Genomic DNA, 24,330 nt, shown 5'->3' on the forward strand with positions numbered 1-24,330 from the left:
ACGACGGAGCCCCGGCCACCGCGGGTGCGGCGCGGCCGGGGCTCCCGGGGGCGTGGCTGTCGACTACTCGACGGTGACCGACTTGGCCAGGTTGCGGGGCTGGTCCACGTCGTGTCCCCGGGCGTTGGCGATCTCGGCGGCGAACACCTGCAGCGGCACCGTGGTGACGAGCGGGGCGAGCAGGGTGGGCGTACGCGGCACGTAGATCAGGTGGTCGGCGTACCGGACGACGGCCTCGTCGCCCTCCTCCGCGATCACGATGGTCCGTGCGCCACGCGCCCGTACCTCCTGGATGTTGGAGACGACCTTGTCGTGCAGCATGCCGCGCCCCACCGGGGAGGGCACCACGCAGATCACCGGGGTGCCCTTGTCGATCAGGGCGATGGGGCCGTGCTTCAGCTCGCCGGCCGCGAAGCCCTCGGCGTGCATGTACGCCAGCTCCTTGAGCTTGAGCGCGCCTTCCAGGGCCACCGGGTAGCCGACGTGCCGGCCGATGAACAGCACGGTCGGCTCGGACTTCAGCTCGCGGGCCAGCTCGCGGACCGGTTCGATGCGGTCCAGCAGCTCGCGCAGCTTGCCCGGCATGTCCTGGAGCTGGGCCACGACCGCGCCGACCTCGTCGGCGAACTTGATGCCGCGAACCTGGGCCAGGTGCAGGCCGATCAGGTAGCAGGCGACGACCTGGGTGAGGAACGCCTTGGTGGAGGCGACGGCGATCTCCGGCCCGCCGTGGGTGTAGAGCACGGCGTCGGACTCGCGGGGGATGGTCGAGCCGTTGGTGTTGCAGATGGCCAGCACCCGGGCCTTCTGCTCCTTGGCATGCCGCAGGGCCATCAGGGTGTCCATCGTCTCGCCGGACTGCGAGATCACCACGATGAGCGTGGACCGGTCGAGCACCGGGTCGCGGTAGCGGAACTCGCTGGCCAGCTCCACCTCGCACGGGATCCGGGTCCAGTGCTCGATGGCGTACTTGGCGACCAGGCCGGCGTGGTACGCCGTACCGCAGGCCACGATGAAGATCTTGTCGACGTCGCGCAGATCCTGGTCGCTGAGGCGGACCTCGTCCAGGGCGATCTCGCCGCTCTCGGTGAGCCGGCCGAGCAGGGTGTCGGCGATGGCCTGCGGCTGCTCCTCGATCTCCTTGAGCATGAACCAGTCGTAACCGCCCTTCTCGGCGGCCGACGAGTCCCAGTCGATGTGGAAGTCCTTGCCGCTGGCCGGCTGACCGTCGAAGTCGGTGATCTCGATGCTGTCGGCGGTGATCAGGACGATCTGGTCCTGACCCAGCTCCACCGCCTCGCGGGTGTGCTCGATGAACGCAGCCACGTCGCTGGCCAGGTAGTTCTCGCCGTCGCCCCGGCCGACGACAAGCGGCGAGTTGCGCCGGGCGCCGACCACCGCGCCGGGCACCGCAGCGTCGACCGCGAGCAGCGTGAACGCGCCCTCCAGTCGCTGGCAGACGACGCGCATGCCGGCGGCGAGCAGTTGCGGGCCGTCCGGCTGGCCGGCGGCGCGCAGGTCGGCCAGCGCGGCGGAGAGCAGGTGCGCGGCGCACTCGGTGTCGGTGTCGCTGCTGAACTGGACGCCGTCGGCCTCCAGCTCGGCGCGGAGCTTGGCGAAGTTCTCGATGATGCCGTTGTGGATGACCGCGACGCGGCCGTCGGGGGCGAGGTGGGGGTGGGCGTTACGGTCGGTCGGCCCGCCGTGGGTGGCCCACCGGGTGTGCCCGATGCCGGTGGTGCCGTCACCGATGCCGATCGGGCTGGCCGCGCAGGAGGTTGGGTCGTCGGCGGCCCGCTCGGAGAGCACCTTCTCGAGGTTGGCGAGCTTGCCGGCCTTCTTCTCGGTCAGCAACTGGCCGTCGCAGACGATCGCGACGCCCGCCGAGTCGTAGCCCCGGTATTCCAGCCGCCGCAGCCCGTCGAGCACGATGCTCAGCGCCGGGCGCGAGCCGGCGTATCCCACGATTCCACACATGGCCCGCAGCCTAACCCAGTTTCGCTCATCATGGGTGCTCGAAAGACGGCTAAACAAGCACCGAATTTGAGCGATCTGCGGTTGTGGGCCGCAATGGGACGAGCGTCACGAGCCGGGCCGCCGGTTTCCGATAGCGGACGGGGTTGCGGGACGGCCGGCGCGTACGACAGTCTTCCGGCGGGCTCGGCGTGCGCTCCGCTGGCGCCTTGACCCCTTACCCACTCCCGCCCGGAGCAGCCATGTCCGACGCGCCGCCGCCCGAGTCGTCCCCGACGCCACCTCCGGACCCCACCCCGACGCCGCCGGACCCGACGGCCGGGCAATCGTCGCCGGAGCCGCCACCTGGGCAGACGCCCGTGGAGCCGACACCCGGCTGGGCCGCGCCGCACGCCTTCCCGACGCCGGGTCCGCTGACGCCGGGCCAGCCCTGGGCACCCCCGGCGCCCTGGGCACCCCCGCCCACGTCCGCGTGGACACCCGAGGGCACCGGCACCCCGTGGCCGCCCGATCCCACCGCCGTTCCGGGTACGCCCGATCCCGCCGGACCAGGCACCTGGTCACCACCTGCGCCGCCGGGCGCCTGGCCACCACCTGCGCCGCCGGGCGCCTGGCCACCACCCGCGCCGCCGGGGCAGCCCTCGGCCGGCTACCCGCCGGGTTACCCGGCACCGGGCTATCCACCGCCCGGCTACCCGCCGCCGTACCTCCATCCCGGCTATCCGCCGCCCGGCCGCCCCGGCGGCGGTGCCGGCCGGGTGGTCGGGATCGTCGCCGCGGTCGTCGCGGTACTCGCCGTCCTCGGGTGCGGGTGCTTCTGCGTGTCCGGGTCACTGCTCGGCCAGCTGGTCCCGGACTCGGTCGCCGAGGATCCGTACGACAGCGACCCCTTCGGCGACGACACCTGGCCGCCGAGCTGGCCTGCGGAGCCGAGCCCTCCCGTGGTTCCGGACACCCCCACCGCAGCGCCCACCAAGAAGCCGATCACGCGTCCGACGTCGGGCCCGGCTCCGGTGACGGTGGTCTACGAGGTCACCGGGGTGGGCCGGGCGGACATCGCGTACTTCGACGCCGAGAGCGACCTCATCCACGCCGACGGCGCGAAACTGCCCTGGCGCATGACCATCCGCACCAACGGCCAGAGTCGGGTCATGGTGGAGGCCCGGTGGTCCGACGACGGTGAGAGACCGCTCGACTGCTCCGTCACGGTCACCGGCTTCGGAAAGCCCGCGACGTACAAGGCCCAGGGGACCTGGGCAACCAGCTGCGAGCCCGAGTGAGGCTGGAGTCGGGTCGGCGCGTGACCGTAGGCTGGCGCAGGTGACGACGAGCACCGATGTCGACCCGCTGGTGGCCCGGATGCGGCCCTTCGGCACGACGATCTTCGCCGAGATGTCCGCCCTCGCCGTACGGACCGGGGCGGTCAACCTCGGCCAGGGCTTCCCGGACACGGACGGTCCGCCGGAGATGCTGGCCGCCGCCGCCGAGGCGCTGGGCGGCGGGCAGAACCAGTACCCGCCCGGTCCGGGAATCCCCGCCCTGCGCGCGGCGGTCGCGGCGCACCAGCGCCGGTTCTACGACCTGGCGTACGACCCGGACGGCGAGATCGTGATCACGGCGGGCGCGACCGAGGCGGTGGCGGCCAGCATCCTCGCGCTCTGCGAACCGGGTGACGAGGTGGTGTGCTTCGAGCCGTACTACGACTCGTACGCCGCTTCGATCGCGCTGGCCGGCGCGGTCCGGCGCCCGGTCACGTTGCGTCCGGGCGCGGACGGCCGGTACGCCTTCGACCCGGAGGCGCTGCGGGCGGCGTTCGGGCCGCGCACGCGGCTGGTGCTGCTCAACTCGCCGCACAACCCGACCGGCAAGGTGTTCACGCCGGCCGAGCTGGCGCTGGTGGCCCAGTTGTGCCAGGAGTTCGACGTGTACGCGGTCACCGACGAGGTGTACGAGCACCTGGTGTTCACGGACGCGTCCAGCGCGCACGTGCCGCTGGCCACGCTGCCCGGGATGTGGGAGCGGACGCTGCGGATCTCGTCGGCCGGCAAGACGTTCTCCTGCACGGGCTGGAAGATCGGCTGGGTGAGCGGCCCGGCGGCACTGGTCTCGGCGGTGCTGCGGGTGAAGCAGTTCCTCACCTATGTCAACGCCGCGCCGCTGCAACCGGCGGTCGCCGTGGCGCTGGCCCTGCCCGACGACTACTACACGGGCTTCCGCGACGGGCTCCAGCAGCGCCGCGACCAGCTCATCGGCGGCCTCACCGACGCCGGGTTCGACGTGCTGACCCCGGAGGGCACGTACTTCGTGACCGCCGATGTCACCGCCCTCGGCGGCACCGACGGGATGGAGTTCTGCCGGTCGCTGCCGGGGCGCTGCGGCGTGGTGGCGGTGCCCACCCAGGTCTTCTACGACGACGTCGAGGCCGGCCGGCGGCTGGTCCGGTTCGCGTTCTGCAAACGTCCGGAGGTGCTGGCCGAGGCGGTCACCCGGCTGCGCGCGCTGACCCGCTGAGCCGGGACGCCGGGTCGAGCCCGGCGGCCCGGCGGCGGCCGGTTACGAGGCGGCCGGGCTGGCCGTACGCACCAGGGCGGCGATCCGCTCGGCGACCTCGCGGGCGATCGCCTCGGTGGCGGCCTCGACCATCACCCGGACCAGCGGCTCCGTGCCCGACGGGCGCAGCAGCACCCGACCGGTCTCCCCCAGCTCCGCCTCGGCTCGCTCGACCTCGGCGCGGACAGCCGGCGCGTTGGCCCCGACGGTCCGGTCGCCGACCGGCACGTTGATCAGCACCTGCGGCAGCTTGGTGACCACCGAGGCCAGCTCGGCGAGGGACTGGCCGGTGGCGGCCATCCGGGCCATCAGGTGCAGACCGGTGAGCACCCCGTCGCCGGTGGTGGCGTGGGCCGGCATGACGATGTGGCCGCTCTGCTCGCCGCCGAGCGCGAGGCCGGACGCGCGCAACTCCTCCAGCACGTACCGGTCGCCGACCTTGGTCTCGACCAGCCGGATGCCCTGCGCGGACATCGCCAACCGCAGACCGAGGTTGCTCATCACGGTCGCCACCAGGGTGTCCTGGGTGAGGGTCCCGGCCTCCCGCATGGCCAGCGCGAGGATCGCCATGACCTGGTCGCCGTCGACCTCGTCGCCGTCGGCGGTGACCGCCAGGCATCGGTCGGCGTCGCCGTCGTGGGCGATGCCGAGGTGGGCGCCGTGCTCGACGACGGCCGCGCGGAGCGCCTCGATGTGGTTGGAGCCGCAGTCGTCGTTGATGTTCAGCCCGTCGGGCTCGGCGTGGATCGCGATGACCTCGGCCCCGGCCTCCCGGTAGGCGACGGGGGCGACCTCGGCGGCGGCGCCGTTCGCGCAGTCGACCACGACCTTGATCCCGTCGAGCCGGTGCGGGACGGTGCCGACGAGGTGCTGGACGTAGTGGTCCGCGCCGTCGAGCAGGTCGTGCACCCGGCCGACACCGGCACCGATCGGCCGGTCCCAGGCGGTGGTGGCGTTCGTCTCGACGGCCGCCTCGATGCGCATCTCGATCTCGTCGGGCAGCTTGTGGCCACCGGCGGCGAAGAGCTTGATGCCGTTGTCCGGCATGGGGTTGTGTGACGCGGAGAGCATCACGCCGAGGTCGGCCTTGGCCTCGGCGGTGAGGAAGGCCACGGCCGGGGTGGGCAGCACGCCGACGCGGACGACGTTGGCCCCGGCACTGGTCAGCCCGGCCACGACGGCGGCCTCCAGCATCTCGCCGCTGGCCCGGGTGTCCCGGCCGACCACGGCGAGCGGCGGGTGACTGCGGTCCGTCTCGGCGAGTGTGTGCGCGGCGGCCACGGCCAGCGCGAGCGCCAACTCGGGCGTGAGATCCGCGTTCGCGCGCCCGCGTACGCCGTCCGTGCCGAACAACCGACCCATACCCGCCAACCTCCGATGAGCAACTGCCGATGAGGAGAAAGCGGAACGGCCGGCCCACCTCCCCGGTCGGGGGAGGCGGACCGGCCGTCCGTCAGAAGTACAACGCGCTGGGAAAGATCAGCGCTTCGAGTACTGGGGAGCCTTACGGGCCTTCTTGAGGCCGTACTTCTTGCTCTCCTTGACCCGGGCGTCCCGGGTGAGGAAGCCGGCCTTCTTGAGGGCCGGGCGGTCGTCCGGCTCGCTGACGATCAGCGCGCGGGCGATGGCCAGCCGCAGCGCACCGGCCTGGCCGGTGGTGCCGCCGCCACGCAGGTTGGCGATGACGTCGAACGCCTCGGGCTTCTCGGCGGTGACCAGCGGGTCCTTGATGAGCTGCTGGTGCACCTTGCTCGGGAAGTAGGCCTCGAGGTCGCGGCCGTTGCAGGTGATCTTGCCGGTGCCCGGAACGATACGGACCCGGACGATGGCCTCCTTGCGCCGACCCACGGTCTGGATCGGGCGGTCACCACGCGGCGCGCGGGCGACGGGCGCCGGCGCCTCGGTGGCCTCGGGGGCAACCTCGGTCTCGGTGATGTCGGTCATGCTGCTTCCTTCGCCCGCGCTCACTGCGCGATCTGCTTGATCTCGAACGGCACCGGCTGCTGGGCCAGGTGCGGGTGCTCGGCACCGGCGTAGACCTTCAGCTTCTTGATCAGCTGACGGCCGAGCTTGTTGTGCGGGAGCATCCCCTTCACAGCCAGCTCGATGGCCCGCTCGGGGCGCTTGGTCAGCAGCTCGTCGTAGCCAACCTGCTTCAGACCACCCGGGTAACCCGAGTGGCGGTAAGCGACCTTGGTCTGGCGCTTGTTGCCGGTCAGCGCGACCTTGCCCGCGTTCACGATGACGACGAAGTCGCCCGTGTCGACGTGCGGCGCGAAAGTCGGCTTGTGCTTACCACGCAGCAACGTGGCGGCGTGGGTGGCCAGGCGGCCCAGCACGACATCAGAGGCGTCGATGACGTGCCACTGACGCTCGATCTCACCCGGCTTCGGGCTGTACGTACGCACAGGTCTACCTTGTCTCGTCGTCGGTCTGGGGTCGCGCGCCGAGGTGACCAGAGCTAGCAGGCCGGACCAGCGCGCACGAACGACCAAGCGTACCTGATAGGGCACGCCTCTGGATGTCGTACAACAGCAGGCAACGATACCCGGCGCCCCATCGGCAGGTCAAAACGGGGGTGGTCCGCCGCGTAAGGGCGCGGCGACCGTGACCCGGCTCACACCCCAGCGAGGCGCTGGAACGACCCCGGACGACGGTAGACGACCCAGGTCACCGCGAAGCACAGCGCGTACCAACCAATGAACGCCAGGTAGGCGGCGTCCGCGTTGCCGGAGCTGAGGAACGACTGGCGGAAGGCGATGTTGACCAACACTCCGCCGGACGCGCCGATCGCGCCGGCGATCCCGATCAACGCGCCGGTCATGCGTCGCGCCCACCGTGCGGCGGCCTCCGGGTCGCGCGTGCCGTTGGCGACGGCCTCCGCCGCCCGGGCCCGGAAGATCGCCGGGATCATCTTGTACGTGGAGCCGTTGCCGATCCCGGAGAAGACGAAGAGCGCCAGGAACCCGGTCAGGTAGAGCCCGAACGAGCGCTCGCGCGCCGCGTACAGCACCGTCGCGGCGCCGATCGCCATCGCCACGAAGTTCCAGAAGGTCACTCGGGCCCCGCCGAGCCGGTCGGCGAAGTGCCCGCCCACCGGGCGGATCAGCGAGCCGATCAGCGGTCCGAGGAAGGTCAGCCAGGCAGCGTCGACGGGGGTGGGGAACCGGTCGGCGAACTGGAGCTGGAGCACCTGGCCGAAGGCGAAACCGAACCCGATGAACGAGCCGAAGGTGCCGATGTAGAGCAGCGACATGAACCAGGTGTGCGGATCGCGGGCCGCCTCGCGCAGCGCTCCCGGCTCGTTGCGCGCCCCGGGCACGGTGTCCAGCCAGCGGGCCGCCGCCAGCGCGGCGAGCACGATCAGCGGCAGGTAGACCGCGGGGACGAGCCGGGGGTACGCGGCGCCGGCGGTGGCGAGCACCGCCAGCCCGACCAGTTGCACGGCCGGTACGCCCAGGTTGCCACCACCCGCGTTGAGCCCGAGGGCGCGGCCCTTGAGGTGCTGGGGGTAGAAGAGGTTGATGTTCGCCATCGAGGAGGCGAAGTTGCCGCCGCCGACGCCGGTGAGGCACGCGAGCACCATGAGGGTGGAGTAGGACACCCCGGGTTCCAGCAGGATCGTCATCGGCACCGTCGGGAGCAGCAGCAGGAGCGCGCTGATCATCGTCCAGCGTCGCCCGCCGAAGCGGGCCACCGCCAGGGTGTACGGCAGCCGCAGCACCGCGCCCAGAGCGGCCGGCACGGCGGTGAGCAGGAACTTTCCGGCCGGGTCGATGCCGTACGCGGGGCCGAGGAAGAGCACGGTCACCGACCAGAGACTCCACACCGAGAAGCCGACGTGCTCGGCGAAGATGGACACCCAGAGGTTGCGGCGGGCGATCGGAGCGCCCGTCGTACGCCAGAAGTCGGGGTCCTCGGGCCGCCAGTCGTCCAACGGGCGTCGACGCCCGAGGACGGCAGGTGGGTCGGCGGTGACTGCGGTGCTGGTGAGCGTGCTCACGGCGGCTCCTCCTCGTCGATCTGACGAGGAAAAACGCTAGGAAGGCGGAGTTACCTGGCAGTGCCTGTCGTGGGTCGGGCCGGAAACGCCTGCCGCACCACGGGCCGGGGGCGTTGGTGAGGTCCCTCGATTCAGAGCTGTTGGAGGATGCGCAGCGCGCGACCGACCCGGAGCATCGTGTCGGTGTCGGCGACGTCCACGCACTCGGTGAACCACTTCTTCATGGGCGAGGAGATCCGGTCGGGCATCACCACGTACGCGCCCATCGGCACGGCCAGGGGCGAGTCGCGCAGCAGCGACTCCTCGACCACCTCGACGACGATCACGATGGGTACGTCGGTGGAGTTGTAGACGTCCGAGCTGATCACCAGGCCGAGGCGTTCCCGGGCGCCCTCGATGCGCCAGACCTCACCCCTACGCAGCACGCGGCGGTTCACCCGAGAAGAGGTCGTTGACCATGCCCACCTCGCGGGCGTCGGCGAGGGCGGCGGACTCCAGGTCGAGGCCGGCGCGCCCCACGGCGGCGGCGTGCGCGGTGAAGACCTCGCGCAGCGCCTTCTCCCGGGCGGCCTGGTCCATCCACGCCGAGAGGGACAGCCCTTCGCGCTTGGCGAAGCGTCGGGCCTCCTCGATCGTCTCGTCCGTGAACGACAGCGTCACCTTGGCAGTCATGCCGGTGAGACTACCCATCGGTATGACCGCCAGTCATCCACGCGTGGGCCGGCTCGCTCCCCGGTGTTCAAACGTGCATATCGTCAGCGGCCCGTCCACCGAACACCGCGAAACGCCACTCCTTGAAGTAGCAGTCGACGTCGACCAGACCGGCCTCGTCGAGCCATCGGCACTGGTCGGCGACGGTCGCCGGACGGTCGTAGCGCATCCGCTCCCGGGAGGCGGCGATCTCCTGCGGCGACGACCCCAGCTCGGTGATACGCGCCGTCCACACCTCGTCGTAGCGCCGGTCCAGCGCCGGGGTCGGACCCGCGACCTGCTCGGCGTTGACGAACACCCCACCGGGCGTCAGGGCGGCTGCGGCCCGCCGGTAGAGCGCCCGCTTGCCGTCGTCGTCCAGGTGGTGGATGGCGAGCGCGCTGACCACCGCGTCGTACCGACCGGGGGGCAGCTCGTCGGACAGGTCCGCCCGGACGGTCCGGTGCGGCACCGACCGCGCCGACAGCTCGTCGGTGGCGCGGGCCAGCATCGCCGGCGCGGCGTCCACAAGGGTCAGCCGGACCCCGGGCACCGCCGCGGCCAGCAGGAGCGAGAGCAGCCCGGTGCCCGCGCCCAGATCCAACACCTCGGGGGTACGACCAGCCGCCAGCGCGGCGCGCAGCGGTGGCGTGGCCACCTCGACGGCGGTGCCGTAGAAGCTGTCGAAGCAGGGCACCAGCCGCCGTCGCGCCTCGTCGTAGGTGCCGGCCACCGCGTCGAAAACGTCCACCACACTCATCGCGCACTCCCATTTAGTGAGACGATTTTCCCACATTATAAGCGCCGATGGGTCGACGCCGCCGACCCCGGACACGCGACAGCCCCCGGCGAGCCGGGGGCCGTCGTGCTGTAGCCGTTCAGGCCGGGTCGTGTGCCTTCGCCATTCCGACGAACGCCCGCCAAGCCGCGGGTCCGAAGACCAACACCGGCCCCGCCGGGTCCTTGGAGTCCCGCACACCGACGATGCCGGGCAGGTTGTCCGCAACCTCGACGCAGTCGCCGCCATTGCCGCTGCTGCGGGTGCTCTTGCGCCACTGCGCACCGGTCAGTTCCATGTCTTCGCCATCTCCGTGAGTAGGTCGACGGATTGCCAGTGGGACAACGCCTCACCGCGCACGTTCTCCCACGCGGCCAGCATCGCCGCGATGTCTTCGGCACCGGTAACGACCTGCCCCTGAAGCTGATTGTCGAGGTAGCCGGCAATCCGATGCTCGGGCCCCACAGCGATCACGAAGGGACCGTTCAGGCCAGCGTACGCGCCGACGGTAGAGGGGACGATGTGCACACGGACGTGCGGGGCCTCGCACGCGGTGACGAGGGCCCGTACCTGCTCACGCATGGTGGCGCGTCCACCGACTGGCCGCCGCAACACGGCTTCGTCGACAACGGCGGTGAAGTGTGGCGGGTCTTCACGGGTCAGGATGCTCTGCCGGGCGAGCCGTGAGGCCAGGTGTCGCTCGACGTCACTGCGGGCGATGACGTCGGCTCCGGCGAGCACGGCGCGGGCATATGCCTCGGTCTGGAGCAGGCCGGGGAGAACTGTCGACTGAAACGACCGCAGCGAGATCGCCTCGCGCTCAATCTCTTGCCATGGTCGGAACCAAATTGGCTCGCGGCGTCTTGAAGTGTCCGGCCAGATGTCCCCTATGGGCCGTCGGAGCGCACTCGCCGCCGCTGTCCGGTGTCGGGGATGAGGAATGTGGTCGTGGTTCAGCCAGCGCGCGACCGTCTTCCGATCGACCCCGACCAGCCCTGCCAGGGACTCAATGGAATGCCCCGTCTCTGCTAGCGCGGCGCGTAGCGCATCGTTCACGACTTCCCTCACCGGATGCGCGGAATGTCTCGTGACCATATCGCTACGGGCTGTTCTTGTCCCATCACCGCCCGCAAGGTGAGACCAGGCGGCGCGGCCGGTAGGGACCCGAACCCGGCGGGCGCGTTCGCATCGGGAGTCGCCCTGGCCTGTTCAGATCTTGGACAGTTACCGTCCTCAGGGGACGATAACTGTCCAAGATCTGAACGGGTAGGCATTGCGGGGCGGCCCCTTTCCACCGTGATGATCAGGGGGAGAGCACCGTGCCGGACAGGCCGCCGGATCAGAGACCCACACCGCGGAAGCCGCACGCGGGCGACGTCCTGCACCTGACGCGTGCCGCGAGTGTGCAGTTCCTGCGCCCGATCTTCGTCAGCGTGATACGCGTGCGCGACTGGCCGACGTACCACGGGTGGCTGTGGATCGACGCTTACCAGCTGGCCCGGAATGGCGACGCGGTCGCGCGTCGGTCCCTGTTCGTGATGCCCGGGGGCCTGATCTGGGTGGACACGTCCGCTCCGGCGGCCCGGCACTCGACCGCCCGCACTCCCGTCAGGCGCGGTCCGGTGCGTGTTCGATGACCCTCCGACCTCGCCCGCACCATTCGATCGCCCTGGCGTTCTACCTGGCAGCGAACCTGCACGACGCGCTTGACGACCTGTACGCCCTGGGCCTCCGTCCTGACCTGGGGGCACTTCACGCCCGGTTTCCGGGCTGGCTGTCGCTGTCCCGCCGACCGAACCGCGCCGACCTGGACGGGTGATTGTCGGTCACCGCCGGCACCTACCCGTCACGCCCGTTGCTTTGGTGCGGTGTGAGGCCCACTTGACAGGACCGAAACAGAAGGGACCCGGACTGGAAACTGCCCGGCGGCACGCTTTGCCGACATGACAGACGGTGCACGGCCGGCAACTCGACCGGGGCGGACGCTCCGGGAGGTGGCGACGCACTGCCCGTACTGCGCCCTCCAGTGCGGCATGACCCTGCGCGAGGACGACGCCGGGGTGAGCGTGCTTCCCCGCCAGTTCCCCACCAACCGGGGTGGGCTGTGCCAGAAGGGTTGGACCTCCGCCGAACTGCTCGACCACCCGGACCGGCTGACCACCCCGCTCGTACGTGACCCGGCCAGCGGCGAGCTGCGCCCGGCGACGTGGGACGCCGCGCTGGACCGGGTCGCCACCGGCGTACGCGCCATCCAGGACAGCTCCGGTCGGGACGCGGTCGCCGTCTTCGGCGGCGGCGGGCTGACCAACGAGAAGGCGTACGCGCTGGGGAAGTTCGCCCGCATCGCGCTGCGTACCCGCAACATCGACTACAACGGACGGTTCTGCATGTCCTCGGCGGCCGCCGCCGGGATGCGCGCCTTCGGCATCGACCGGGGGCTTCCGTTCCCCCTGGCCGACCTGGGCCGGGCCGACACGCTGCTGCTGGTCGGCGCCAACCCGGCGGAGACCATGCCGCCGCTGGTGCGTTGGCTCACCGAGCAACGCCAGGGCGGCGGGAAGCTCATCGTCGTCGACCCCCGCGTCACCGCCACCGCCCGCCAGGCCGACCTGCACCTGCAACCGCTGCCCGGCACCGACCTCGCGGTGGCGAACGCGCTGCTGCACATCGCGCTCACCGAGGGCTGGGTCGATCAGGCGTACGTGGCCGAGCGCACCACCGGCTTCGACGCGGTCCGCCGCAGCGTCGCCGCCTGGTGGCCGGCCCGCGCGGAACAGCTCTCCGGGGTGCCGGTGGCCGATCTCGAGGCGACCGCCCGCGCGCTGGGCACCGGTGGCCGGGTGATCATCCTGACCGCGCGGGGAGCCGAGCAGCACGCCAAGGGCGTCGACACCGTCACCGCGTACGTCAACCTGGCCCTCGCCCTGGGCCTGCCGGGCCGCCCCGGCTCCGGGTACGGCTGCCTCACCGGCCAGGGCAACGGTCAGGGCGGGCGGGAGCACGGACAGAAGGCCGACCAGCTGCCCGGCTATCGCAAGATCGACGATCCGGCGGCCCGGGAGCACGTCGCGGGCGTCTGGGGCGTACGGGCCGACGAGCTGCCCGGCCCCGGCGTGCCGGCGTACCAGCTACTCGACTCGCTCGGCACCGCCGACGGTCCCCGGGCGCTGCTGGTGTTCGGCTCGAACCCGGTGGTCTCCGCTCCCCGGGCCGCGCGGATCGAGGGCCGGCTGCGCGACCTCGACCTGCTGGTCGTCGCCGACCTGTTGCTCTCCGAGACGGCAGCGCTGGCCGACGTGGTGCTGCCCACCGCGCAGTGGGCCGAGGAGGACGGCACGATGACCAACCTGGAGGGGCGGGTGCTGCGTCGGCGCGCGCTGCGCCCACCGCCGCCGGACGTCCGCACCGACCTGGCCATCCTCGCCGACCTGGCCGCGAGGCTGGCAGCCGCCGAAGCACCCGGCGCAGAACCGGCCGGCACCGCACCAACAAGCACCGCACCGGCCGGCACCGCACCGGCCGGCACCGCACCGGCCGCCGCGCGACCGGAAGCCGTTGCGGCGGCCCGGTTTCCGGCCGACCCGGGCACCGTCTTCGCCGAGCTGCGCCGCGCCTCCGCCGGTGGGGCCGCCGACTACGCCGGCATCAGTTGGCAACGGATCGACGCCCACGACGGCGTCTACTGGCCCTGCCCGACGGAGGAAGGTCCGGACACACCACGGCTCTTCGCCGACCGGTTCGCCACGCCGGACGGCCGGGCCCGGTTCCACGCCGTCGATCACCGGCCCGCCGCCGAGGAGGTGTGCGCCACGTACCCGCTGCACTTCACCACCGGGCGGGTGCTGGCCCAGTACCAGTCCGGCACGCAGACCCGCCGCGTGCCGGCGCTGCGTCGCGCCGCGGCCGAGGCGTTCGTCGAGCTGCACCCCGACCTGGCCGCCCGCCTGGGCATCGACGACGGCGACCCGGTGCGGGTCACGTCCCGCCGTGGTGAGCTACGTGCCCCGGCCCGGCTCAGCGCGGGTATCCGGCCGGACACGGTCTTCGCGCCGTTTCACTGGCCGGGCGCCGGGCGGGCCAACTCGGTGACCAACGACGCGGTGGACCCGATCTCCGGGATGCCCGAATTCAAGATCTGCGCGGTCCGGGTGGAGAAGGCATGACCGCCCGGGTGGTGATCGTCGGTAACGGCATGGCCGGTGCCCGGCTCGCGGCCGAGCTGCACGCCCGCGGGGACGAGCGCAAGGTCACCGTCCTCGGGGCGGAACCGCACCGCGCGTACAACCGGATCATGCTGTCCACCCTGCTGGCGGGCCGCATCGACGAACCGGACGTGGAGCTGACCGAGGCCGCCGGGCACGGCATCGACCTGCGCTCCGGCGTCACGGTCGCCGCGGTGGACGCCGCGGCCCGTGAGGTCCGTACCGCCGACGGTGAGCGGATCGGCTACGACCACCTGGTGCTGGCCACCGGCGCGCGGGCGGTGGTGCCGCCCCTGCCCGGCCTCGACCCGGCCGACCTGCCCCGGCGGGTCGTCCCCTTCCGCACCCTGGACGACTGCCGCCGCATCCTGGCCGTGGCGCGCGACGCACGCAGCGCGATCGTGCTCGGCGGCGGGCTGCTCGGGTTGGAGGCCGCCCGGGGCCTGGCCACGCGCGGACTGGCCACCACCGTGGTGCACCCGACCAACCACCTCATGGAACGGCAGCTCGATCCGGCGGCCGGCACGGTGCTGGCCGGCACGCTCGCCGGGCTCGGCGTCGCGATCCAGCTCGGGGTGCCCGCCACCGCAGTGGCGGCGGACGACAGCGGCGTCCGACTCGACCTGGCCGACGGCCGGTCGCTGCACGCCGACCTGCTGGTGCTCTCCTGCGGGGTACGCCCGGACGTCGCCCTCGCGCAGGCCGCCGGGCTGAACGTGCGCCGTGGCGTGGTGGTGGACGACCGGCTGCGCACCAGCGACCGGTCCATCTCGGCGCTCGGCGACTGCGCCGAGCACGACGGGACGCTCACCGGACTGGTCGCGCCCGCATGGGCCCAGGCCCGGGTGCTCGCCGACGTGTTGACCGGCACCGACCCGCTGGCCCGGTACCGGCCCCGCCCGGTGGTGACCCGGCTCAAGGCGTCCGGGATCGACCTGGCCGCGATGGGCGAGGCGGTCGGCGGCGCGCCGGGCGAGGAGCTGACGTTCACCGACCCGACCCGGGGCACGTACGCCCGGCTGCGCATCCGGGACGAGCGGTTGATCGGCGCGATCCTGCTCGGCGACAACCCGGCGATCGGCACGGTGATCCAACTGTTCGACCGGGGCCACCCGGTACCGGCCGACCGGCGGGCCCTGCTCCTCGGCCGGGCGCTCGGCGGGGCCGTCTCGACGCCGAGCGCGTCACCGGCGCTGATGCCGGATGCGGCCGTCGTCTGCCAGTGCAACACCGTGACCAAGGGCGCGCTGGTGCGCTGCTGGCGCTCCGGCGCGCGGACGGTCGACGCGGTGGTGGCGGGCACCCGGGCCGGCACGGGATGCGGCGGATGCCGCGACGCGGTCGGCGGCATCGTCGACTGGCTGTCCGAAGCGGAATCGGTGGAGGTGACGCGATGAGCGGCGCAGACCTGGTCGTCGTCGGCAACGGCATGGTGGGGCAGCGCTTCGTCGACGCGCTGCGCGCCCGCGACCCGCAGGGTCACTGGCGGGTGACGGTCCTGGCCGAGGAGAGGCGTCCGGCGTACGACCGGGTGCGTCTCTCGGCGTACTTCGACGGGGTGAGCGAAGAGGAACTGAACGTGCACACCCCGGACGACGGGGTGCGGCTGCGCCTCGGTGAGCCGGCCACCGCCATCGACCGAAACCGGCGGGTGGTGCGCACCGCCGAGGGCGAGTACCACTACGACGCGCTGGTGCTGGCCACCGGTTCGTACCCGTTCGTGCCGCCGGTGCCCGGGGCCGACCTGCCCGGCGTCTTCGTCTACCGGACGCTCGACGACCTGGCGGCGATCCGGGCGTACGCCGCCGGCCGGCGGGTCGGCGCGGTGATCGGCGGCGGGCTGCTCGGGCTGGAGGCGGCGAACGCCCTGCGCCTGCTCGGCCTGAGCACCGACGTGATCGAGTTCGCGCCTCGGCTGATGCCGGTGCAGGTGGACCAGGCCGGTGGCGCGATGCTGCGCCGCTACGTCCAGGACCTTGGGGTGCGTACCCATCTTGGGGTCGCCACCACGGCGATCCGCGCGGGGGCCGACGGCGCGGTGACCGCGTTGGAGCTGTCCGACGGCCGGGTGGTCGACGCCGAACTGGTCGTGGTGGCCGCCGGTATCCGGCCTCGCGACGAGCTGGCGCGGGCCGCCGGCCTGCCGATGGGTCCGCGCGGTGGGGTGCTGGTCGACGAGACCTGCCGCACCGCCGACGAGCGGGTGTGGGCCGTCGGCGAGTGCGCGGCGGTCGACGGCATCTGCCACGGTCTGGTGGCCCCGGGCTACGCGACGGCCGAGGTGGTCGCCGACCGGCTGGTCGGCGGCGCGGCGACGTTCCCGGGCGCGGACACCGCCACGAAGCTGAAGCTGCTCGGGGTGGACGTGGCGTCGTTCGGCGACGCGCACGGCACCACCGAGGGCTGCCTGGACGTCACGTTCACCGACCCGGCCACCCGGGTGTATGCCAAGCTGGTCCTCTCCGACGACGCGCGCACCCTGCTCGGTGGGGTGCTGGTGGGCGACGCCAGCGCGTACCCGACGCTGCGGGCCAGCGTGGGTGGTCCGCTGCCGGCCGCACCGCTGGCTCTGCTCGCTCCGGATGGTGGCGGCGCGGACGCCGGGACGCTGCCCGAAAGCGCGCAGGTCTGCTCCTGCAACGCGGTGACCCGTGGCGACGTGGACGCCGCCATCGCCGGTGGCTGCTCGGACGTGCCGTCGTTGAAGGCGTGCACCAGGGCCGGCACGAGCTGCGGCTCCTGCGTGCCGATGCTCAAGCAGCTCCTGGACGCGGCCGGGGTGGCCCAGTCCACGGCGCTGTGCGAACACTTCGACGTGAGCCGCCGCGAGCTGTTCGAGATCGTGCGCGTACGCGGCATCCGCACCTTCTCCCGGCTGGTCGCCGAGCACGGCCGGGGACGCGGCTGCGACATCTGCAAGCCCGTGGTGGCCTCGATCCTCGCCTCGCTGGGCAACGGGCACGTGCTGGACGGCGAGCAGGCGTCGTTGCAGGACACCAACGACCACTTCCTGGCCAACCTGCAACGTGACGGCAGCTACTCGGTGGTGCCCCGCATCCCCGGCGGTGAGATCACCCCGGAGAAGCTGATCGTGATCGGCGAGGTGGCCCGGGACTTCCAGCTCTACACGAAGATCACCGGCGGGCAGCGGATCGACCTGTTCGGGGCGCGGGTGGAGCAGCTACCGCAGATCTGGCGGCGCCTGGTCGATGCCGGCTTCGAATCCGGGCACGCGTACGGCAAGGCGCTGCGCACGGTGAAGTCCTGCGTCGGCGAGACCTGGTGCCGCTACGGCGTACAGGACTCGGTGGGGTTGGCCGTGGCGCTGGAGCTGCGCTACCGCGGGCTGCGCGCACCGCACAAGCTCAAGTCGGCGGTCTCCGGCTGCGCCCGCGAGTGCGCCGAGGCCCGCAGCAAGGACTTCGGCATCATCGCCACCGAGACGGGTTGGAACCTCTACGTCGGCGGCAACGGCGGCTTCCGGCCCCGGCACGCCGACCTGTTCGCCACTGATTTGTCCACCGACGAACTGGTCACCCTCATCGACCGCTTCCTCATCTACTACATCCGCACCGCCGACCGGCTGCAACGCACGGCCGGCTGGATCGAGGCCATGGACGGCGGGCTGGACCACCTGCGGGCCGTGATCGTGGACGACTCGCTGGGCATCTGCGCCGACCTCGACGCGGCCATGGCTCGGCACGTGGCGTCGTACTCGGACGAGTGGCGCGACGTGCTGGACGACCCGGAGCGGTTGCGCCGCTACACCTCCTTCGTCAACGCCCCCGACGTGCCCGACCCGTCGATCACCTTCGCCGTGGAGCGCGGCCAGCCGGTGCCGGCGCGCGGCGACACCCCATCCGGCGGCCACGGCCGTCGTCCCGTCACGCTCGGCCTTCCGGAGGTACGGCGATGAGCATCACGATGACCACCATGACCACCCTCGGCTGGACGGCGGTCTGCCCCCTCGACCGGCTGGAACCGGAGCGGGGTGTCGCCGCCCTGGTCGACGGTGTGCAGGTGGCTCTCTTCCACACCGTGGACGGGCTGTTCGCGATCGACAACCGTGACCCGGTGACCGGCGCGTACGTGCTGTCCCGGGGCATCGTGGGCAGCCGTGGCGGCGTGCCGACGGTCGCGTCGCCGCTGCACAAGCAGGTGTACGACCTGCGCACCGGCGAGTGCCTCGACCTGCCCGGGGTGACGGTGGCCCGGCACGACACGCGCTGCCATGACGGGGTCGTCGAAGTGCGGTTGCGACGGGAGGGCTGATGCGGGAAGAACTGGCCGGCTTCACCATCGGGGTGACCGCCGACCGGCGGCGCGACGAGTTGGCCGCGCTGCTCGAACGCCGGGGCGCACGTGTGGTGCTCGCCCCGGCGCTGCGGATCGTGCCGCTGTCCGACGACAGCGAACTGCGCGAAGCGACCCGCGCCTGCCTCGACCAGCCACCCGACATCCTGATGGCCAACACCGGCATCGGGATGCGCGGGTGGCTGGAGGCGGCCGAGGGCTGGGGGCTGGCCGAGCCGCTGCGTTCGGTGCTCGCCAGCTCGTACGTCGTCGCCCGGGGTCCGAAGGCGCGCGGCGCGATCCGGGCGGCCGGCCTGCACGACCAGTGGTCACCGGCGTCGGAGAGCTGCGACGAGGTGGTCGACCACCTGCGTCGACGGGGGGTGGCCGGGCAGGTGATCGCCATGCAGCTGCACGGTGAGCGCCAGCCCGAGTGCACCCTCGCGCTGGAGGCGGCCGGCGCCACGGTGATCGAGGTGCCGGTCTACCGCTGGGCGCCACCGACGGACCCGGCGCCGCTGCACCGGCTGATCGACCTGATCGCCGGCCGGCTGGTGGACGCGGTGACGTTCACCTCCGCGCCGGCGGTCGAGGCGCTGCTGCGGGCCGCCGGCGACCGTACCGACGCGGTGGTGTCCGCGTTCCGCACCGACGTGCTGGCCAGCTGCGTCGGCGCGGTGACCGCCGAGCCGCTGCTCCGGCTCGGGGTGCCGGTGAGCGCGCCCGGCCGCGCCCGGCTGGGCGCCCTGGTCCGCACCATCGTCGACGAGCTGCCCCGGCGGACCGTGACGTTCAAGGCCGGCGGCCACCTGCTCACGTTGCGCGGGCACGCCGCGGTGATCGACGGCGAGTTGCGGCCCCTCGCCCCCGCGCCGATGGCGGTACTGCGGGCGCTAGCGCAGTCCCCGGGCCGGGTGCTGTCGCGTACCGCCCTGCTGCGGACCCTGCCGCGGGGCGCCGACGAGCACGCCGTGGAGATGGCGGTGGCCCGGCTGCGTGCCGGTCTGCACGCGCCCCGGGTGGTGCAGACCGTGGTGAAGCGCGGCTACCGGCTCCGGGTCGACTGAAACGCGCCACGGCCGGCTGTCGCCAGCCGGCCGTGACCCGTACGGTTCAGCCGACCGGCGTGGGGAAGCCCCGGCCGTGCTCGGCCTGGAGGCGGAGCATGGCGTGCTCGACGACCGTCACCAGCACCTGCTTGACCGAATCCCGCTGCCGGGCGTCGGTCATCACCAGCGGCACCTGCGGCGAGATGGCCAGCGCCTCGCGGATTTCCTCCACCTCGTACTGGGGAGCGCCGTCGAAGTTGTTCAGCGCCACCACGTACGGCAGGTTCCGGTTCTCGAAGTAGTCCAGCGGGGCGAACGCGTCCGTGATCCGGCGGGTGTCCACCAGCACGGCGGCGCCCACCGCCCCTCGGATGATCTCGTCCCACATGAACCAGAAGCGGGTCTGACCCGGCGTACCGAACAGGTACAGGATCAGGTCCTGGGCCATGGTGATACGGCCGAAGTCCATGGCGACCGTGGTGGTCTCCTTGCCGGGCACCTTGGACGGGTCGTCGATGCCGACGCCGGCAGCGGTCATCACCGCCTCGGTCGTCAACGGCGTGATCTCGGAGATCGAGCCGACCAGGGTCGTCTTGCCGACGCCGAAACCGCCCGCGACAACGATCTTCGCGGAGACGATTCCCCGGCTCGGCTGCCGCCCCCCAGCGGGGTCATAGCCTGCGAAGTCCACTTAGCACCCTTCCAAGCAGTTCCATCCGCTCCTCGAACCCCTCGGCGGGAGCAGCAGTGTGTAACGTCAGCAGGCTCTCGGCCACCATGTCGGCGACCAGCACCCGGGCGACGCCCAGCGGCATCCGGGTGTACGCGGCGATCTCCGCCAGCGACTGTGCACGGCCTTCGCAGACCGTGGCGATTCGGTGCTTGTCGTGCCCCGCGAAACGGGACTCGGCAACCTGGGTGGGAGAGGAGGTGAGGACCGCCTCGAGAGCGATGTCCTGCCGGGGTTCGGTACGACCACGGGTGACCGCGTACGGACGCACCAACGCGCCCCGCGGGTCAACACGTCGTTGGTCCATCCCCGATCACCTCCTCGTCTCCCGTGGAGCCGGTACACGCCGCCTCCCCCTCCCTGCTCCGGCGCGCGGTCCGCGTGCCGGACTGTGGCACTAGGAGCGCACCGCGTCCCGGGGCAGCGGCACCAGCGCGGCGCCCACCCGTTCCACCAGCAGCGCCATCTCGTAGCCCACCTGGCCCACGTCGCAGCTCCGCGCGGCCAGCACGGCCATCGACGAGCCGTCGCTGATCGACATGAGGAACAGGTAACCGCTGTCCATCTCGATGACGGTCTGCAACACACCGCCGGCGCTGAACATCCGGGCCGCGCCCTCGGTCAGGCTCACCACGCCGGAGGTGATCGCGGCGAGCTGATCTGCCCGGTCCGCCGGCAGGTCCCGGGAGGACGCGAGCAGCAGCCCGTCGGCGGACACCGCCACCACGTGGGCGATACCGGCCACGCTGTCGGCGAAGTTGGTGAGCAGCCAACCCATGTCCTGCATGGCAGCTGGCCTGTTCATCGGCTCTCCTTGGTCGAGGTGCTGTTCAGGTCCGTACCAGCCGACCTACCGCGTTGCACGCCACGGTGGTAGGCCGACAACAGGCCGCGTACTTCGTCGGGCGTCCGCCGGCTGCGGTCCCGGCCAGCCTTCGGTTCGATACCACCCGGCACGAGCTGCGCCTGTGGCACCCGCTTCGGCAGACCCGAGCGGGTGGTGCCGGCGGGGGCCGGCTCGGCGGCCCGACTGGCCAGCGTCCACCCCTCGTCGGCCGCCGTCCGCCAGGCGTCCGGGTCCGGGGCCGGCGGCGCGGCGGCCGGCGCGGGAGCCGCCGGAGTGGGAGGCGCCGGCGCGGCCGGCGCGGGAGCCTGCGGTGGGGCGTAGGACGGTGGCGGCGTCGGTGCCGAAGCGGTACGACCGCCGGTCTTCGCGGTGCCGAATCCATCCATGCTTCCCACGCTCTGTGCTCCGGTGCCCTCGGAACTGCCCGGGGTCCGGGTGGGCAGCGGCGGTCGGGCCGGCGTGGTCGCGGCGCTCGACGGAGCACCGTTGGTCACCCGCGTGCCGGCGTCGGCAGCTGGGGGCGGCCCGTCGAACTGCGGCCGGGTGAAGATGGCGGTGGCGTCGTCGCCGTGCGACCGGAACCAGACCGCCTCCATCTCCCGGAAGATCGGCGCTTCGGCGGGGAACTCCGGCCGGGTGCTGACCGGTGCGGGCGGCGTCGGCGACGCGACCGGCGCGGGGGGCTGCACGGGCGGGAGCGGCGTCGCGGGCGGCGCCGGCGGGGCGACCGCTCCCGGCCCGGCGACCGGCCCGACCGGCAGCAGCGGCGCGCTCCGGGCGGCCGTGGTGTCGGCCGCCGCGCCCCGCCGGGGCAGCGCGTCGATGGTCGGGTACGCCACGGTGGGGCTGCCCGCCGAGGTGCCGTTGCCGTTGCCGTTGCCGTACGACGGTTGCGCGGGCGGCGCCGGAGTGGCCGGCGCTGCCGGTGCGGCGGCGGGGGGCGCCGTCGGACGTGCCCCGGGGTAGCCACCGGCCTGCACGGCCGCAGTGGTGTCCCGCGCGTCCAGTGGGGACTGCCACTGCGCCGGCGCCGGGGCGTTGCTCCGCCACTGGTCCGGCAGCGTCGCCGCCGCAGTGGTCGCGCCGGCGTACGACTCGGCGTGGTTGACCGGGGTGAGCGGCGTCTGCTCGACGGCCATCGGCTGACGCGAACGGGTGAGCGCCTGCTCGCGTCCCCGGCTGCTGGGCAGGATCACGGTGGCGGCGGGCAGCGTCACCTGGGCGACCGTGCCGCCCTCGACGTTGCGGCGCAGCTCCACCCGGATGCCGTAGCGGGACGCGAGCCGGCTCACCACGGCCAGACCCATCAGCCGGAACGCGGCGACGTCCACGCTCGGCGGGGCGGCCAGTCGACGGTTGAGCGAGTCGAGTTGCTCGTCGGTGAGGCCGAGGCCGCGGTCCTCGATCTGAATCAGCACGTAGTCGCGGATGCGGCGACCGTCGGCGACGACCGTCGTGTTCGGCGGCGAGAACCGGGTGGCGTTGTCGAGCAGTTCGGCGACGAGGCGTACGACGTCGTTGACCGCGTGCGCGGCCACCGAGATGTCGGTGTCGACGGTGCCGAACTCGATGCGGTTGTACAGCTCGACCTCGGACTGGGCGGCGCGCAGCACGTCGACGACGAGCGCGTCTTCGCGGCGCGGTACGGCCGAGTCGGCGCCGGCCAGGACCAGCAGGTTCTCGTCGTTGCGGCGCATTCGGGTGGCCAGGTGGTCCAACTCGAAGAGCTGAGCCAGCCGCTTCGGGTCCTCCTCGCCACGCTCGATCGCGTCCAGCTCGCCGATCATCCGGTCGACCAGGGTCTGACTACGGCGGGCCAGGTTGAGGAACATCGCCGAGACGCTGGTGCGCAGCGCGGCCTGTTCGGCCGCGACCCGTACCGCCTCCCGGTGGACGACGTTGAAGGCCGACGCCACCTGGCCGACCTCGTCGCGGTTGTTGAGCTGGATCGGGTCCCGCACCTGGCGGACGATCTCGTCCACGCCGCCGTCACCGACGCTGCCCATGTTCTGGAGCCGCTGCACGGCGTCGGGCAGGTCGTGGTTGGCCACCGCGAGGGCACCCTCGCGCAGGCGACGCAGCGAGTCGTTCAGCGACCGGGCCAGCACCACGGCCAGCGACACGGCGATGATCAGGGTGAGCAGCACCAGGATCGACTCGACCACGGCCTGCCGGATGACATCCGAACGCGCGTCGTCGGCCTGGGCGAGCAGCCGGTCCTGCAGTTGGATCTCGGCCCACCGCATCAGGTCGTTGACCGCGCCGATGGCCGCGGTGGCGTCCTGCGCGCTCACCAGCGGGCGCTGCCCGACGGACCGGCTGATGTCGGTGGCGACCCGGTCAGAGAGGCCGACGGCGTCACCGGAGACGGTGCTGTCGACCAGGGCCCGCTGCACGGGGTCGGCGGCGAGCGAGAAGGAGACCAGCGCCTCCTGCTGGCTGGTCAGCGTGGCCACGAAGGAGGAGAACTGTTCCGGGTCGAGCTGGCCGGCGGTCAGCGCGGTGAAGGCGACCGCCTCCTCCTCGGCGACGGACGCCTTGGCGCGGGCGAAGGCGGCGACCGCACGGCGGCTGTCCGCCAGGCTCTCGTCGCCGGGCAGCTGGGCCAGCCCGTCGCCGTAGCTGATCAGGTCGGTGAGGATGACGCCGTAGCGCAGCACCGCCTCGGCGACCGCCATCTGTCGGCGGTCCAGCACCTCCTGGCGGGTGCCGTCCAGGGTGGCCAGGTGGTCGTCGATCGCCGTCAGCCGGTCCCGCACCGCCGCCGGCACCTCGCCGATCCGGTCACGCTCGGCGCGATACTCGTCCACCCGCTGCTGCGTCTGGCGTACCCGCAGGTTGTACGCGTCGGCCGGCTGCTGTGGGGTGGCCAGGTAGGCGGCCGCCGCCATCCGCTCGGCCTGCAGATCCTGGGTCAGCGCGCTGACGTCGATGGCGAGCGCGGTGAGCGACCGGGCCCGGGTCGCGTCGTAGGCGCCCTCGCCGATCGAGATGAGTCGGACGGTGGCGAGCGCGATCACGGCGGCCACCGGAACGACCAGGATCAGCGCCAGTTTGGACCGGATCCGGGCGTCCCGCAGCCTCGGCAGGCGCCGGCGCGTACGTCCGGTGTCGCCGCCGATCGCGGGCAGGGTCGTCGGTCCGGTGCTCACGACATCGCCTCCGTCGTTTCTTCCCCGCCTGACCCGCCTAGCCATGCCGGGAGCGGAGGGGA

23 protein-coding genes are annotated in these 24,330 nt (G+C 72.5%); 9 read left to right on the top strand and 14 right to left on the bottom strand.

All coding sequences use genetic code 11. From position 1 onward, the window contains the following. Positions 1 to 63 precede the first annotated feature (63 nt). Positions 64 to 1,977: a glutamine--fructose-6-phosphate transaminase (isomerizing) gene (glmS, locus tag ACN269_RS15845; RefSeq protein ID WP_421473176.1), complete on the bottom strand. Its 1,914-nt coding sequence runs from the start codon at positions 1,975 to 1,977 to the stop codon at positions 64 to 66. Between the two features lie 239 nt (positions 1,978 to 2,216). Here glmS and ACN269_RS15850 point away from each other — a divergent pair, with 239 nt between their 5' ends. Together ACN269_RS15850 and ACN269_RS15855 are read left to right on the top strand one after the other, a co-directional pair. After that, positions 2,217 to 3,254: an MmpS family transport accessory protein gene (locus tag ACN269_RS15850; RefSeq protein ID WP_421473177.1), complete on the top strand. Its 1,038-nt coding sequence runs from the start codon at positions 2,217 to 2,219 to the stop codon at positions 3,252 to 3,254. A 40-nt stretch (positions 3,255 to 3,294) separates the two neighbouring features. Beyond that, a complete protein-coding gene (locus ACN269_RS15855; protein WP_421473178.1) occupies positions 3,295 to 4,485 on the top strand; it encodes a pyridoxal phosphate-dependent aminotransferase in 1,191 nt (396 codons plus the stop codon). A gap of 42 nt (positions 4,486 to 4,527) precedes the next feature. Here ACN269_RS15855 and glmM read toward each other — a convergent pair whose 3' ends face one another. The 9 genes from glmM to ACN269_RS15900 form a co-directional block, all read right to left on the bottom strand. Beyond that, positions 4,528 to 5,886, bottom strand: coding sequence for a phosphoglucosamine mutase (gene glmM / locus ACN269_RS15860; protein WP_421473179.1), 1,359 nt, complete (start codon positions 5,884 to 5,886; stop codon positions 4,528 to 4,530). Between the two features lie 117 nt (positions 5,887 to 6,003). Next, positions 6,004 to 6,468: a 30S ribosomal protein S9 gene (gene rpsI / locus ACN269_RS15865; protein WP_139582597.1), complete on the bottom strand. Its 465-nt coding sequence runs from the start codon at positions 6,466 to 6,468 to the stop codon at positions 6,004 to 6,006. 20 nt (positions 6,469 to 6,488) lie between these two features. Further along, a complete protein-coding gene (rplM, locus tag ACN269_RS15870; RefSeq protein WP_007465158.1) occupies positions 6,489 to 6,932 on the bottom strand; it encodes a 50S ribosomal protein L13 in 444 nt (147 codons plus the stop codon). A 209-nt stretch (positions 6,933 to 7,141) separates the two neighbouring features. Further along, on the bottom strand, positions 7,142 to 8,527 hold the full coding sequence (locus tag ACN269_RS15875) for an MFS transporter (RefSeq protein WP_421473180.1): 1,386 nt from the start codon (positions 8,525 to 8,527) through the stop codon (positions 7,142 to 7,144). 131 nt (positions 8,528 to 8,658) lie between these two features. Beyond that, the gene (locus ACN269_RS15880; RefSeq protein WP_396832848.1) at positions 8,659 to 8,952 is read right to left on the bottom strand and encodes a hypothetical protein; all 294 of its coding nucleotides are present in this window, start codon (positions 8,950 to 8,952) and stop codon (positions 8,659 to 8,661) included. After that, positions 8,942 to 9,199 carry a DUF6364 family protein gene (locus ACN269_RS15885; protein ID WP_421473181.1) on the bottom strand — a complete coding sequence of 86 codons (258 nt, stop codon included), beginning with the start codon at positions 9,197 to 9,199 and terminating at the stop codon, positions 8,942 to 8,944. The genes ACN269_RS15880 and ACN269_RS15885 overlap by 11 nt, the downstream gene beginning before the upstream one ends. Before the next feature lie 67 nt (positions 9,200 to 9,266). Next, on the bottom strand, positions 9,267 to 9,977 hold the full coding sequence (locus tag ACN269_RS15890; RefSeq protein WP_421473182.1) for a class I SAM-dependent methyltransferase: 711 nt from the start codon (positions 9,975 to 9,977) through the stop codon (positions 9,267 to 9,269). Positions 9,978 to 10,095: 118 nt separating this feature from the next. Then, entirely contained in the window at positions 10,096 to 10,293 is a 198-nt protein-coding gene (locus ACN269_RS15895) for a DUF397 domain-containing protein (protein WP_421473183.1), read from the bottom strand. Beyond that, positions 10,284 to 11,051 carry a helix-turn-helix domain-containing protein gene (locus tag ACN269_RS15900; protein ID WP_421473184.1) on the bottom strand — a complete coding sequence of 256 codons (768 nt, stop codon included), beginning with the start codon at positions 11,049 to 11,051 and terminating at the stop codon, positions 10,284 to 10,286. The genes ACN269_RS15895 and ACN269_RS15900 overlap by 10 nt, the downstream gene beginning before the upstream one ends. 263 nt (positions 11,052 to 11,314) lie before the next feature. Between ACN269_RS15900 and ACN269_RS15905 the strand changes: the two genes are divergently transcribed. From ACN269_RS15905 to ACN269_RS15935, 7 genes are all read left to right on the top strand, one after another. Beyond that, positions 11,315 to 11,632 (top strand): hypothetical protein, encoded by a 318-nt coding sequence (locus tag ACN269_RS15905; protein ID WP_421473185.1) that lies wholly within the window; start codon positions 11,315 to 11,317, stop codon positions 11,630 to 11,632. Beyond that, positions 11,629 to 11,814, top strand: coding sequence for a hypothetical protein (locus tag ACN269_RS15910; RefSeq protein WP_421473186.1), 186 nt, complete (start codon positions 11,629 to 11,631; stop codon positions 11,812 to 11,814). The genes ACN269_RS15905 and ACN269_RS15910 overlap by 4 nt, the downstream gene beginning before the upstream one ends. Positions 11,815 to 12,028: 214 nt before the next feature. Continuing rightward, positions 12,029 to 14,158 (top strand): molybdopterin oxidoreductase family protein, encoded by a 2,130-nt coding sequence (locus tag ACN269_RS15915; protein ID WP_421476367.1) that lies wholly within the window; start codon positions 12,029 to 12,031, stop codon positions 14,156 to 14,158. Continuing rightward, complete coding sequence (locus ACN269_RS15920) at positions 14,155 to 15,594, top strand: FAD-dependent oxidoreductase (RefSeq protein WP_421473187.1); 1,440 nt, start codon at positions 14,155 to 14,157, stop codon at positions 15,592 to 15,594. The genes ACN269_RS15915 and ACN269_RS15920 overlap by 4 nt, the downstream gene beginning before the upstream one ends. Further along, positions 15,591 to 18,113, top strand: a complete 2,523-nt coding sequence (gene nirB, locus ACN269_RS15925) for a nitrite reductase large subunit NirB (RefSeq protein ID WP_421473188.1) — start codon at positions 15,591 to 15,593, stop codon at positions 18,111 to 18,113. The genes ACN269_RS15920 and nirB overlap by 4 nt, the downstream gene beginning before the upstream one ends. Before the next feature lie 8 nt (positions 18,114 to 18,121). Beyond that, entirely contained in the window at positions 18,122 to 18,469 is a 348-nt protein-coding gene (gene nirD / locus ACN269_RS15930; RefSeq protein WP_421476369.1) for a nitrite reductase small subunit NirD, read from the top strand. Beyond that, a complete protein-coding gene (locus ACN269_RS15935) occupies positions 18,469 to 19,557 on the top strand; it encodes a uroporphyrinogen-III synthase (protein WP_421473189.1) in 1,089 nt (362 codons plus the stop codon). The genes nirD and ACN269_RS15935 overlap by 1 nt, the downstream gene beginning before the upstream one ends. 46 nt (positions 19,558 to 19,603) lie before the next feature. Here ACN269_RS15935 and ACN269_RS15940 read toward each other — a convergent pair whose 3' ends face one another. From ACN269_RS15940 to ACN269_RS15955, 4 genes are all read right to left on the bottom strand, one after another. Next, a complete protein-coding gene (locus ACN269_RS15940; protein WP_421473190.1) occupies positions 19,604 to 20,230 on the bottom strand; it encodes a GTP-binding protein in 627 nt (208 codons plus the stop codon). Then, on the bottom strand, positions 20,211 to 20,576 hold the full coding sequence (locus ACN269_RS15945) for a DUF742 domain-containing protein (RefSeq protein ID WP_282305307.1): 366 nt from the start codon (positions 20,574 to 20,576) through the stop codon (positions 20,211 to 20,213). The genes ACN269_RS15940 and ACN269_RS15945 overlap by 20 nt, the downstream gene beginning before the upstream one ends. Positions 20,577 to 20,666: 90 nt before the next feature. Beyond that, positions 20,667 to 21,074 (bottom strand): roadblock/LC7 domain-containing protein, encoded by a 408-nt coding sequence (locus ACN269_RS15950; RefSeq protein WP_030329975.1) that lies wholly within the window; start codon positions 21,072 to 21,074, stop codon positions 20,667 to 20,669. Further along, positions 21,071 to 24,268, bottom strand: a complete 3,198-nt coding sequence (locus ACN269_RS15955) for a nitrate- and nitrite sensing domain-containing protein (RefSeq protein ID WP_421473191.1) — start codon at positions 24,266 to 24,268, stop codon at positions 21,071 to 21,073. The genes ACN269_RS15950 and ACN269_RS15955 overlap by 4 nt, the downstream gene beginning before the upstream one ends. Between the last annotated feature and the right edge of the window lie 62 nt (positions 24,269 to 24,330).

This window comes from Micromonospora sp. WMMD736, assembly GCF_049179015.1.
GTDB lineage: Bacteria > Actinomycetota > Actinomycetes > Mycobacteriales > Micromonosporaceae > Micromonospora.